This is a genomic window from Streptomyces sp. NPDC057438, assembly GCF_042802995.1.
Taxonomy (GTDB): domain Bacteria; phylum Actinomycetota; class Actinomycetes; order Streptomycetales; family Streptomycetaceae; genus Streptomyces.
Genome location: NZ_JBHVDD010000017.1, coordinates 80,012 through 92,452 on the forward strand (window position 1 = coordinate 80,012; position 12,441 = coordinate 92,452).

At 74.6% G+C, this 12,441-nt stretch carries 11 protein-coding genes; 10 read left to right on the forward strand and 1 reads right to left on the reverse strand.

Features of this window, described 5'->3' with window-relative positions:
- The first annotated feature begins 34 nt into the window (after positions 1 to 34).
- From ACFU5F_RS12870 to ACFU5F_RS12915, 10 genes are all read left to right on the forward strand, one after another.
- Positions 35 to 1,162 (forward strand): FecCD family ABC transporter permease, encoded by a 1,128-nt coding sequence (locus tag ACFU5F_RS12870; RefSeq protein ID WP_383885995.1) that lies wholly within the window; start codon positions 35 to 37, stop codon positions 1,160 to 1,162.
- Positions 1,159 to 2,166, forward strand: a complete 1,008-nt coding sequence (locus tag ACFU5F_RS12875; protein ID WP_383885998.1) for a FecCD family ABC transporter permease — start codon at positions 1,159 to 1,161, stop codon at positions 2,164 to 2,166. The genes ACFU5F_RS12870 and ACFU5F_RS12875 overlap by 4 nt, the downstream gene beginning before the upstream one ends.
- 19 nt (positions 2,167 to 2,185) lie before the next feature.
- Complete coding sequence (locus ACFU5F_RS12880) at positions 2,186 to 3,007, forward strand: ABC transporter ATP-binding protein (RefSeq protein ID WP_383886001.1); 822 nt, start codon at positions 2,186 to 2,188, stop codon at positions 3,005 to 3,007.
- Between the two features lie 55 nt (positions 3,008 to 3,062).
- Positions 3,063 to 3,176 (forward strand): streptamidine family RiPP, encoded by a 114-nt coding sequence (gene amiA / locus ACFU5F_RS12885; protein WP_383886003.1) that lies wholly within the window; start codon positions 3,063 to 3,065, stop codon positions 3,174 to 3,176.
- A gap of 92 nt (positions 3,177 to 3,268) precedes the next feature.
- The gene (locus ACFU5F_RS12890) at positions 3,269 to 4,246 is read left to right on the forward strand and encodes a hypothetical protein (RefSeq protein WP_383886005.1); all 978 of its coding nucleotides are present in this window, start codon (positions 3,269 to 3,271) and stop codon (positions 4,244 to 4,246) included.
- Entirely contained in the window at positions 4,243 to 5,721 is a 1,479-nt protein-coding gene (locus ACFU5F_RS12895) for a CocE/NonD family hydrolase (protein ID WP_383886007.1), read from the forward strand. The genes ACFU5F_RS12890 and ACFU5F_RS12895 overlap by 4 nt, the downstream gene beginning before the upstream one ends.
- Positions 5,718 to 7,097: a YcaO-like family protein gene (locus tag ACFU5F_RS12900; RefSeq protein WP_383886010.1), complete on the forward strand. Its 1,380-nt coding sequence runs from the start codon at positions 5,718 to 5,720 to the stop codon at positions 7,095 to 7,097. Before ACFU5F_RS12895 ends, ACFU5F_RS12900 begins: the two co-directional genes overlap by 4 nt.
- Before the next feature lie 9 nt (positions 7,098 to 7,106).
- A complete protein-coding gene (locus ACFU5F_RS12905) occupies positions 7,107 to 8,189 on the forward strand; it encodes a SagB/ThcOx family dehydrogenase (RefSeq protein ID WP_383886013.1) in 1,083 nt (360 codons plus the stop codon).
- Positions 8,186 to 9,925 (forward strand): ABC transporter ATP-binding protein/permease, encoded by a 1,740-nt coding sequence (locus tag ACFU5F_RS12910; protein WP_383886016.1) that lies wholly within the window; start codon positions 8,186 to 8,188, stop codon positions 9,923 to 9,925. The genes ACFU5F_RS12905 and ACFU5F_RS12910 overlap by 4 nt, the downstream gene beginning before the upstream one ends.
- The gene (locus tag ACFU5F_RS12915; RefSeq protein WP_383886018.1) at positions 9,922 to 11,700 is read left to right on the forward strand and encodes an ABC transporter ATP-binding protein; all 1,779 of its coding nucleotides are present in this window, start codon (positions 9,922 to 9,924) and stop codon (positions 11,698 to 11,700) included. The genes ACFU5F_RS12910 and ACFU5F_RS12915 overlap by 4 nt, the downstream gene beginning before the upstream one ends.
- Positions 11,701 to 11,918: 218 nt before the next feature.
- Here the strand turns inward: ACFU5F_RS12915 and ACFU5F_RS12920 are convergent, their stop codons facing one another.
- Positions 11,919 to 12,431, reverse strand: coding sequence for a Fur family transcriptional regulator (locus ACFU5F_RS12920; RefSeq protein ID WP_383886021.1), 513 nt, complete (start codon positions 12,429 to 12,431; stop codon positions 11,919 to 11,921).
- Between the last annotated feature and the right edge of the window lie 10 nt (positions 12,432 to 12,441).

A 12,441-nucleotide genomic window follows, 5' to 3' on the forward strand; every position in this document is an offset into this window, starting at 1 on the left:
AGTGACCGCTCTGTTGGTCGCGTCGTCCGCTTGCATGCTGAGCCTGGGCACGCCCTACGTCCCCCTGCACCGCCTGCCCGGTGCGCTGCTGGACGGGGACCGCGCACTCGCCGGGATCGTCGTCACCGAACTGCGCGTGCCCCGACTGGTGCTGGCGCTGATCGCCGGGGCCTGCCTGGGCGCGGCAGGGCTCGTCCTGCAGGAAGCGTTGCGCAACCCGCTGGCCGTCCCCGAGATGCTGGGCGTCTCCTCCGGGGCCGCGCTCGGGGTCGCCGCGCCCCTGGTGCTGGCGGTGTCCATCCCGGCCGCCGCCCAGCCCGTGCTGGCCGTCGGCGGGGCCGCGCTCGGCGGCGGGCTCACGCTGCTCGCCGCCGGACTGGGACGCAGCCCGTCCGCCGTACTGCTCACCGGGGCCGCGGTCGCCGCCGCCCTGCAGGCCGCGTTGCTCGTGCTCATGGTCATGGCCGACCAGCTGGACCTCCAACTGATCTACCGGTACCTGCTCGGTTCGCTCTCCGCCCGTACCTGGGACGACGTCACCGGGCTGTGGCCCTGGCTGCTCGTCGCGGCGCCCGCGCTCGTGCTGTGCGCGCCGGTGCTCTCGGTGCTGCGGCTGGGGGACGAGGACGCCGAGGCGTTGGGTGTCCGTGTGCACCGTGCCCGGTTCGCGGCGCTGGCCATCGCCGTCCTGCTGATCGCACCCGTGACCGCCGTGTGCGGTCCGGTGGCGTGGGTCGGGTTCCTCGCCCCGCATCTGGCGCGGCGGCTCAACCCGTCGGCGGACGCGGTGCGTTGGCTCCCATGGGCGGCTGCGTGGGGCGCCGTCGTGGTGACCGTCGCCGATGTGCCGGCCCGGCTGGCGCTGGCACCCGTGGAGACACCCGTCGGTGCCTGGACCTCCCTGTTCGGTGTGCCCGTCGGTGTCGCTCTGCTCCGGTCGGGAAAGCGGAGACCGAGGATTCCCCAGTCGGCGGCGGGCTCCGAGGCCGAGCGCTCGGAGCGGCCGGAGGCCGGATTTGAAGCCGCATACATCGAGCCATCGGGGGTGGAACCCTCTCGACGGCCAGGACGCCGCGGCCATGGAGAGATGTCCGAAGGCGCCGGTCCCTCCGGCCCCCGTCTCCCGGCCGATGGGGCAACCACATCGGAGGAGACCAAGTGAGTCGGCGATTCGGGGCGCTTGCCGTGCTCCTCGTCGTGTGCGCCTGCGCGGAACTGCTGGCCGGGCGCGGTATGTCCCCGGCCGTGGTCCGGGAGGTCCTCGGCGGGGGTGGTGACGCGACGGAGCGGCACATCCTGCTCCAACTCCGTCTGCCTCGGCTGTTGGTGGCCCTCGGCGCGGGGGCGTGCCTCGGCGTGGCGGGCCTGGTCCTGCAGTCCGCGCTGCGCAACCCGCTCGCCGGCCCCGAGGTCACCGGCGTGACCCCGGGCGCGGTGCTCGGGGCGGTCACCGCGACCGGTCTCGGACTGGCGGGCTGGGAATCGCCCCTCGCGGTCGTCGCCGCCGCGTGTCTGGGCGGGTTCGCCGGGGCCGCGCTCCTGTGGCTGCTCGCCGGCCGTGGCGGGGGCGATCCCGCGCAGACCGCTGTCTACGGGGTGCTGGTGTCGGCGGTGCTCGGCGGGCTCACCGCCATGGTGCTGCTGGTCGCGCCGGGAGAGCTCGGCAGTGTCGTCCAGTGGCTCGTCGGCACGACGGAGGGCCGGGTGTGGCAGCACTGGCACCTGTTGTGGCCGTGGGCGTTGGCCTGGGGTGTGCTTGCGTGGCTGCTGGCGGGACCGCTGACCCTGCTGCGCTGCGGTGACGACATCGCGGGTGCGGCCGGGCTGTCCGCCGCGCGTGCCCGGACCCTCGCCCTGTTGTGCGCCGTGGCACTGACGGCGGGTGCCGTAGCTGCCGTCGGGGCGCTGGGTTTCGTCGGGCTGCTGGTGCCGCACCTCGCGTTCGCCCTGTTCGGTGCGGACCTGCGGCTGACGCTGCCCGGCGCCGCCCTCGTGGGGGCGGCCGTGGTGTGCGGGGCGGACGCGGCGGCGCAACTGTCCTCGCGGCTGCTGGCCGTCGTACTGGACAGCGGACGGCTCACGCTGCCGGTCGGGGCGCTCACCACCTGCCTCGGGGCCGTGCTGCTGCTGGTCGTCGTACGCCGGGCGCCCGGCCGGACGTTCTGATGTCGACGAAGGACAGAACATGACCGAACCCCTGGGTATCCGCGCCGAGGGAGTCCGCTTCGGCTACCCCGGCCGCCCCGTGCTGCGCGGCGTCGACGTGACCGTCGAACCGGGCGAGTTGACCGCCCTCATCGGCCTCAACGGCTGTGGCAAGTCGACCCTGTTGCGGCTGGCCGCCGGCCTGCTGCGGCCGGACGAGGGGCGCGTCCTGCTCGGGGGCGACGACCTCGCGGGGCTTTCCCGGCGTGCCACCGCCCGACGGGTCGCGCTGCTGCACCAGTCGGCCCCGGCAGTCCCCGGTATGACCGTCCGGCACCTCGTCAGGCAGGGGCGGTACGCGGCACGCGGCCCTCTCGGCATGCTGCGCGAAGGCGACGACCCGGTCGTGCGGCGTGCCCTGCGCGACGTCGGCGTGGAGCGGTGGGCCGACCGGGACGTGGACGCGCTGTCGGGGGGCGAGCGGCAGCGGGTCCGGCTCGCGATGGCGCTCGCGCAGGACACCCGCGTCCTGCTGCTCGACGAGCCGACCACGTACCTGGACCTGCACCATCAACTCGATGTGCTGCGGACCGTGGTGCGGCTGCGCGAGGAGCGCGGTCTGACCGTCGTGATGGTGCTGCACGACCTGGCTCACGCGGCCCGGTTCGCCGAGCGGATCGTCGCCCTGCGGGACGGCCGCGTGGTGGCCGACGGGACCCCGAAAGAGGTCGTCACCCCCGGGCTGCTCGCGGATGTGCTCAAGGTGGCGGGACGGGTCGGCCGGGACCCCGAGGGCGGCTGGCCGGTGTGTTACCCAGATCACCCCCTCACAGGACTAGAATATGAAAATCATATTCAGTAGGTTGTCATGTGGCGTTCAAAGAACGCCGTACTTCCCTCGCGATGAAGGAGAGTTCATGGACAACGAGCAGGTCTTCGCGCCGATCGCCGACCCGGGCCAGCTGGCTCACGCCTCGGCCACCCACTCCAACGCGCTCGTCGAGAACCCCTTCGACGACACCGAGGAGTAAACGCGGGTCAAGCAGCTCGACCGTGGGCCCGCCCGTCACCGTGCGGGCGGGCCCACGCCCACTCAGGCCCCCCTTCCCACAGGAGAACCGACGTGTCCCGCAGCCAGCTCGCATCCGGTGTCGAGATCGTCGCCGTACCCGGGCGGGGGCTCGCCGTCCGCACGGCCGACGGGGAGTTCCTCAGCGTACGGACGGGCGACGCGGACGACGGCGCCCTGCTCTCCCGGCTGTCCGGCCGGTCCACCGGCGAGCCGGACGCCGAACTCGACCGACTCCTCCGGGCCTTCGACGGCGCCGGATACATGGCGGACGTCCCGCGCCGCGCCGAATGGCCCGACGAGCGCCGGGACATCCTGTTGCTGGGCGCCCCCGCGCTGACCGAGCCGCTGGCCGCGCTCCTGCGTGCCTCGGGTGCGGAGCCGCGGTCGGCGGAACCCGACGATCTGACAGGCGTGACTCCCGTGGCGGACGGCTTGACCGGCGTCACTTCCGTGGCCGGCCTCGCCGACGCGGCGCCTGCGACGTCCGGTCGCCCGGCGGACGAGGCTTCCCTGGCACCCGACGACCTGGGCCGTGCGGATCAGGCCGCATCCGGCGCCCCGGCCGACGCGGTGCCCGCCGCCGTCGTGTGGTGTCTCGACGGTCCCGTTCCCGAGGGGTTGTGGGACGCCGCCGACCGGCTGCCCGAGCGTGGCGTCGCCTGGCTGCGCTGTCACCGTGAGGGCTGGCAGGTCTGCGTCGAACCCCTCGCGGCCGCTCCGGGGGACGTCACCTCGGCTCATGTCCGGGCCCGCAGGCTCGCCGCCACGCCGGCCCACCGCGAGCTGGCCGCCTACTGGAGCGGACCCCGCACGTCCGGCGCGCCCGTGCAGTTCACCGTGCCCGCAGCCGGGCTGCTCGCCGCCCTGCTGGCCGACGACCTCATCCGGTGGGCCACCGACGCCCCCCACCCCGGCGGGCTGCCCGCGCGCCGTCGGCTCCGGCGCGTCGATCTGCGCACGCTGACCGTCACCGAGCACCCCGTCCTGCCCGTCCCCGACGTCGCCCCGATGCCGGGGAAGGCCGGATGACGTCGTTCACCGAAGCCGTCGAGGGCCTCGCCACCGACGTCCAACTCCCGGACGGTGACGGTGCTTTCTCGGCCGTCCTGATCCGCACGCCCTACGACCGGCGTCGGCACCGCGCCGAACTGCGAGGCTGGGCCGAACGCGGGTTCGTCGCCCTCGTTCAGGACGTACGCGGCCGACACGCGTCGCCGGGGGAGTGGCACCCGTACGAGAACGAGGTCGCCGACGGGGCGCAGGCGGCTCGCTGGATCCGCCGGCAGCCCTGGAGCGACGGGCGCGTCGTGGCGGTCGGGGCCTCCTACGCCGCTCACTGCGCCGTCGCCCTCGCGCTCGACGCACCCGAGGACGCCCGCCCCGACGCCGTCATCGCCGCCGTGCCCGCACTCGGCCTCGCCGAGACGGCTCGTGAACCCTCGGGCGTGGAACGGCTGTCCGCCCGCGCGGGATGGTGGGCCGCCCACGGTGACCGGCGCGACTCCGACGAGGACGCCCTGGCGAACGCTCTCACCGAAGACCCCGGCCTGCTGGCCCACCTGCCGCTGACCGACCTCCCTGCCCGGCTCGGCCGAAGCCTGCCCTCCTGGCGGGGCCTGTGGCGGCACCGCGAGCGCGACCTGCTCGCGGCACGGGCCGAGCGCGCCGGGATGCCCCTGCTCGCGGTGGGCGGCCACCACGACCACTTCACCGACGACACCGTCGGCCTGTGGCGCCGATGGGGCGGCTCCTCACGCCTGCTGCTGGGTCCCTGGGGGCACGGCCTCGTCGCCGCGCCCGGCACCGACGCCCGGCCCGCGCACCGGGTGCACCTCGGCGAGCTCTACGCGCGCTGGGCCCGGCTGGCCCTCACCGGAGGCCTCACGTCCGGACGCGGGGGCGCGGTCGGGCTAGGCGGCAGCCCCCTGTGGGTGCCCGTCGAGACACAGGGTGAGCCGCACCCACAGAACTTACGGCTGCTGCACGGGGCCTCCTTCACGGCAGACCCCGAACAGCCCGTCTCTTCCGAGGAGTTGACCGTCCCCACAGACGGCACGCCCGACCGCTGCCTGTTCGTCACCCCGCCGCTGCCGCGCCCACTGGACGTCATCGGCTCCGCTGAGGTCCGGATCCGTGCGACCGCCGACACCCGGTCCGCGGACTGGGCGGCACGGCTCGTCGCGGTCACCTCCGAAGGCGTGGCCGAGCGGCTCGCCGTCGGAATCGTCCGGCGCGCGGACCCCCCGGGAAGGGCCGCCGAGTTCACCGTGGGGCTCGGTCCGCTCGCACGGCGGCTGCCCGCGGGCACCCGGCTCCGTCTGGAGATCGCCGGACACCACTTCCCCGCCCACGCCCGCAACCCCCACACCGGCGACGACCCGGTCACGGCGACCCGGCTCCTCGCCTCCCGGCGCGAGGTCCACCCCGGGCACGTGGCGCTCCGCCTGCCCGCGCTCCGCTCCCGCCCCACCCCCACCGATCCCGTACAGGAGATCCTGCGATGACGGCGCTGCCACTGGAAGCCCTGGTCGACCCCGTGTGCGGCATCGTCCGCTCGGTCAAGCCCGTCGAGCACCCGCCGGGCACCCCACCCCGCTACACCGCGCTCACCGCCGAGATCGCCGATGCCCGCAAGCTCGGCCTGTGGCCGGCCGACCGGGTGTCGCTCGGTACCACCTTCGGCGACCCCGAGGCCGCCCGGATCGCCGCGATAGCCGAGGGAATCGAGCGCTACTGCGGCAACCGCGTGCCCCCGCCCGGCCACCCCGACGCCCCCCTGCGCGCCACAGCCGCCGAACTGGTGGGCAAGGGTCTGCGGCTGTACGGCCCCGACGAGTTGCCCGCCTACGCCGACTGGCAGTACGCCCGCGAGAAGTTCCCCTACCACCCCCTCACCCCCGACACCCCCTCCCTGTGGACGCGCGGCGAGGAACGACTGCCCCACGGGGAGAGGGCCGAAGTGTGGGCGCCCGTCGCTCTCACCCATCTCAACTGGCGCCAGGGCGACCTGCGTTCGCTGCCCCGCACCCACCACCTCAACTACGCGGGCATCGCCACCGGGCAGGGCTTCGACGACGCGGTCGAGCGTGGCCTGCTGGAGATCGTCGAACGCGACGCCCTCGAACTGTGGTGGCACCTCGACGGCCCGACCCGTGGCATCGATCCGGCGAGCGTGCCCGGCCTCGCCGACGACCTCGCCGGGTCCGGGCTCGACGTCCATCTCGCAGAGATGCCCTCGGAGTTCGCCCCCTGCATGGCCGCGCTCGTCCGCGACCCACGGTTCGGGCTCTACGCCGCCGGTTTCGCCTGCAAGTACGACCCGGCCGAGGCCGCCCGCAAGGCCGTGCTGGAGGCCGTCCACACCTGGGTCTTCACGCGGGGCCTCGCCGATCCCGACGGCTGGGTGTTCCAGGCCGTCGAGGCGGGACTGCTCGCCCGCGGGCTCTACCTCGACCACCGCGAGGACCGCCGCTACCTCGATTCATGCGGCGAAGACTTCGCCCACGTACGGGACTTGGGCGCGCACGTCCAGGTCTGGCTGGACGAACGGATGGCGCCCGAGGCCCGCCGGTTCACCGAGCCCGCGCACGGGACCGTACCCGTCGACGCCGTCGAGCCCGGCAGCCGGGACCGGCTGGAGCGCGCACTCCACGACGGCGGTCACCGCGTCATGACGTTCGACCTCACCACCGAGGACGTGGCCGAAACGCCGTTGCGCGTCGCCCGGGTCCTCGTCTCCGGCCTCATACCCAACGCACCGGCCGCCTTCGGGTACTTCGGCTCCCCACGCCTCGCCGACACCGCCGTCGCCCGTGGCTGGCGCACCACCGCGCCGAGTGTGCCGGAAGACTTCACGCTGGCTCCTCCGCCCCACATGTGAGGACCACCTGTGGATCTCGTCACCGCCCTCGCCCGAGCCCGTACCCCGGAGAAGCCGGGCCCGGACACGCCTGCGGGGTCCGCCGTCCGACCATGGCCCGGACCGGTGTTTCCCCTGCCGGAAGCCCGCCCCGGGGAACTCGACCTGGGCCGGCTGCTCCGCCTCTCCCTGGCGGCCTCGAACGGCGCCGGACGGCTGCGGCCCGCCCCGTCGGCGGGCGCGCTGCACCCGGTGGACGCCCGGCTCGTCGTGGGCACCGGCTGCCCCCTGCCGCCCGGACGCTACGGCTACGACCCGCTGGGCCACCGCGTGCACCGCCTCGGCCCGGCACCCGACGGCACACCGCCCGGGGCCACCGTCGAACTGTCCGTAACCGCACAGCGCACGCTCTCGCACTACGGCCACCGTGCCTGGCCTCTGATCCTGCTGGACACCGGGCACGCCGCCGCGGCGCTGTGGCTCGCGGCGCGCTCCCTGGGCGTCCCGCCGACGGCACTCGACTTCGACGGGCTCGCCGAAGACCCCCTGGCCGCACTGCACTTCGCCCCGTCCGAGACCGCCCACCGGGTCGCGGACGCACCCACTCCCCACGACTTGTCGACCCGTCGCAGCGCCCGGCCACCGCTGCGGGGCACCCCGCCCCAGGAGGCACTGCGGGCGGTGCTCGCCGCCGCCGCCGAGGCGAGCCCCGGTGAACTCGCGTGGTGTGCGGCCGTCGGCGAACCACAGCCCGCACTCGTGGAGTCGGCACCCGACGGCACACTGCGGCGTCTCGCCGCGGGTGAGGCCCGCCCGACCCTCGCAGCCTGGGCCGCGGGCCAGGCGTGGATCGCGGACGCGGGCGCCGTGCTGCTCGGTTACGGCTGTCCGACGGAAGCCGAAGCCCCACAGATCCGCCGGGTCCATCTACGCGCCGGCTTCGCCGTCCACGTGGCTCACGTGACCGCCGGCCGGCACGGCCTGGCCGGTCGCCCCGTCGGCGCCTGGCAGCAGGCCGACCTCGGTGCCGCGCTCGGTGCCGCACCGGGCAGGGACTGGATCGTCCACGGCCTGGCCCTCGGCACCACCCACTCCGAAAAGGGGACCTCGTGATCGTCCACCCCGAGCTGCGCCGCGCCGCACGGCACGCACAGCGCCCCCTGCTCGCGGCCACCGTCCTGCAGGGCGCCGTCACCCTCGCTCACCTCGCGCAGGCCGTGTTGCTCGCGGTCGCCCTCGCCGACGTGGCCCGGGGCGAGACGGACCGGCTCCCGCTGCTCCTCGGGGGAGTGCTCGCCGTCGTCGCCGCCCGAGCGGGGCTCGGCCAGTGGCAGCGGCACACCGCCACCCGCGCCGGCGCGCGGGTCAGGGTACGTCTGCGGGACGAACTTCTCACCCACCTCGGCCGGCTCGGGCCCGCGCATCTGACCTCCGCGCGCGCCGGGGCGGTGCGCACCACCCTCGTCGACGGGGTGGAAGGCGTCGACGCCTACGTCTCCCGCTACCTACCGCAGCTCCTCATCACCCTCACCGTGCCGCCCCTGCTGCTCGCCGCACTGGCCGCCGTCGAACCGGTCGCCCTCCTCGGCCTCGTACCCGCTCTGCTGCTCGGCCTGTTCGGCCCACGCGCCTGGGACCGGCTCCTCGCCAAGCGCGGCAAGGAACACTGGGACACCTACGAGCAACTGGGCGCCGACTACCTCGAAGCGCTGCAGGGCATGCCCGCGCTGCGAGCGGCCGGTGCCGTCGGACGCACCCGTGAGCGGCTGGAGGAACGCTCGGCGGCGCTGCACCGGGCCACCGTCGCCAAGCTCCGCGTGTCACTGGTCGACACCGGACTCACCGACCTGGCCATCCAGGGCGGCACCGTGGCCGCCGCGCTGCTCGCCTGCTGGTCGGCCGTCACCGGATCCACCACTCCCACCGGCACCTATCTGATGCTGCTGCTGGCTTCCGAGTGCTTCAGGCCCGTACGCGACCTGTCCCGCGAATGGCACGCCGGATACCTGGGAGTATCGGCCGCGGACGGACTCGCGGCGCTGCGCACCGCAGACCCCGTGGTCCCCGACACGGCAACGGAACAGGCGCACTGGCCGGATCCGCCCCAAGTACGTTTCGAACAGGTGGAGTTCAGCTACGACGGTGCCGAGGTGCCCGCCCTCCGCGATGTCACCTTCACCGCCGAGGCCGGGCGCACCACCGCCCTCGTCGGCCCTTCCGGCGCCGGCAAGTCCACACTGCTCGCCCTGCTCCTGCGCCACCGCGACCCGCAGCAGGGCAGGATCACCGTCGACGGCCGCGACGTCACCGGGTACGCACTCGACTCCTTGCGGCAGGGCATAGCCGTCGTCTCGCAGGAGACCTACCTCTTCCACGCCACCATCGCCGACAACCTGCGCCTGGCCCGGCCGACGGCCACGGACGACGAACTTCTCGGCGCGGCACGGACCGCCGGCATCCACGACGAGATCGCGGCCCTCCCCGACGGCTACGCCACCGTGCTCGGCGAACGGGGCGCCACCCTGTCCGGCGGACAACGCCAGCGCCTCGCCCTCGCCCGCGCCCTGCTGGCCGACGCCCGGGTCCTCGTCCTCGACGAGGCCACCAGCGCGGTCGACGAACGCCGGGAGGCCCACATCGTCCGCGAACTGCTGGACGCCGCGGGCGGCCGGACCGTCCTGCTGGTCGCCCACCGGCTCGCCGCCGTCCGGCACGCCGACCGCATCGTGGTGCTCGACGGCGGACGCGTGGACGCCATCGGCGGGCACGAGGACCTCATCGACGCCGGGGGCGTCTACGCCGAGCTCGTCGAAGCGGGCCGCACCTACGAAGGAGGGCTCGCCGCATGAGCAGCACCATCGACGCCGGCGCCGGCGTGACACCGGCCGGCTCCATCGACGCGCCCGTGCCCCCGCGGGGCGCGCTGCGCGCCCTGTTGCCCGCCCTCGCCGGGCACCGGGTCATGATGGCCCGCACCTGCGCTGCCGCACTCGTCGAGCAGGGCTCTCTGGTGGCGCTGCTCACCCTGGCCGCGCACAGCGTGGGAACCGCCGTCATCGAGTCCCGTTCCCCGTCGGCCGGCACGGTCACGGCGCTGGTCGTCCTCGTCCTCGTACGTGCCCTGACGACCTGGCGCGAGATGGACCTCTCGCACGACCTGGCCTACCGGGTACTGGCCGAGCTGCGCGTGCGGGTCTTCGACGGGCTCGCTCGCAGCGCTCCCGCCCGCGTGGCCGGCCGGCGCAGCGGGGACCTGGCCGCCACGGCGATGGCCGACGTGGAGGCGCTGGAGTTCTTCTACGCCCACACCACCGCACAACTCCTCGCATCCGGCGTGGTGTTCACAGGCGGGGCCGCGGTGCTGGCCACCGTCGAGCCGTGGCTCCTTGCGGCGGTGCTGCCAGTCGCCGCGCTGCTCGCCGTGGCTCCCTTCGCCGACGCGCGCGGACGCGCCACGCGCGGGGCCCGAACCAGGGCCGCGGCAACGAAGCTCTCGGCCGACACCGTGGAGGCCGTCGACGGGCTGCGGGAACTGCTCGCCTTCGGAGGGCTGGCCGAGCGGCGCCGTCGTCTCGCCGCGCAGGGCCGACGGGTGGGTGAGGCGCAGCGGGCCGAGGCCGCCTGGGAGGCCATGGCGGCCGCCGTCCGCGATCTGCTCATCGTTCTCGCGGTCCTCGGCGTGGTGGCCGCCGCCGCGCAGTCCGTGAACTCGGGGCGGCTGCACGGCGCGTGGGCCCCGGCGGCGATGGCGCTGGCGTTGTCGGTACTCGGGCCGGTCGCCGAGTCGGCCAGGGCCCTGAGCCAGGCCGTCGGTCTGCGCGCCGCCGCCGCCCGCGTCGACGCGGCCGTGAAGGCCCCCTCTCTTGCCCCGCAGCCCGCCTCACCCCGCCTGCTTCCCGCAGGCCCGCTGGGCGTCCGGCTGCACCGAGTGAGCTTCGACTACGGGGGCCGGCCCGTGCTGGACGCGGTCGACCTGACGGTTCCCGCAGGGCAGACCCTCGCCCTGGTCGGCGTCTCGGGGGCCGGCAAGTCGACCTGCGCCCATCTGCTGGGCCGCTTCTGGGATCCCTCCGGGGGAGTTGTCCACCTGCTGCCCCGCGACGGCGACCCCGTCGACCTCCGTGACGTGGCCGACGCCGAACTGCGCCGTGCCGTCGCCGTCGTGGGCCAGGACACCCCCCTCTTCCACGGCACCCTCACCGAGAACCTGCGCCTCGCCGCACCGGACGCGGGCGACGACCTCCTGACCGAAATCGCCCGGCTGTGCGGCGTCGACGGGATCGCCCCCATGGACTCTCTTGTCGGGGAGCGCGGCGTCACCCTCTCCGGCGGCCAGCGGGCTCGTATCGCCCTCGCCCGCGCCCTGCTGGCCGAGCCCAGGGTCCTTGTGCTGGACGAGACCACCGCCCATCTGGACAACGGCGGCGACGCCCGACTCGCCGCCGCGCTTGCCCGGGGCAACCGTACGACCATCGTGATCGCACACCGCCCCGCGACCATCCGTCGCGCGGACCGTATCGCCGTGCTGGAATCCGGCCGCATCGCGGAGGCGGGCACCTGGGCCGACCTGACCGCCCGCCCTGGTGGCGCGCTCAACCGAGTCCTGACCCTCACGCCATCCTGAAGCTCCGCGCCGGCGTGGGGAATTCTCTCGACATGTCCTGTCGGCCCGGGGCGTGACTGTGCGATGCGGTCCTTCGGACGGCGGAGGGACTCGTCGCCGGGCGATGGGGGACGTGCGGCGGCGGTCTCCGGGGACCGGCAGCCCGGTTCGGTGCGGATTGCCGGTGACGAGGGCGGCCGCATGCTCGCGGAGGCGCAGCGGCGGTGAAACGGTCGCCTTCAGCTCGCGCCGTCGTGGGCTCGCCGCGTCGTGGTGTCCCGGCCCGGCCCCAACGGGCTTGCCGGCTCTCCTCCGGTGTCCGGGCGGGACCGGCAGCCGGAGCAGACACCGGTGAGTTCGACGGTGTGCTCCACCGCGGCGAATCCGGTGTCGGCGGTGACGCGTTCGGCCCACTCCTCGACGTCCTGGGAGTCCACTGGTCGGCTGCGGCCGCAACTGCGGCAGATCAGGTAGTGACGGTGCCCGTCGGCCGCCCGCAGCCGGAATAGTCGTGCTCCGGCGCCCGCTTGGAGGACATCCACGCTGCCCGTGGCCTCCAGGTCCCGCAGCGCGCGGTACACGGTCGCCAGCCCGATGCGCGTGTCGTCAGCGACGATGAGTGTGTGCAGGTCCTGCGCGGACACGAAGTCATGGCGCTTCGCGAGGGCTTCGACGACGGCCGAGCGCTGCCAGGTTGCCCGCTGTCGGGCCGTCGGGAGGTTCGCACCGATTCCCCCAGCGTTGTTCCCCATCGCCGATGAC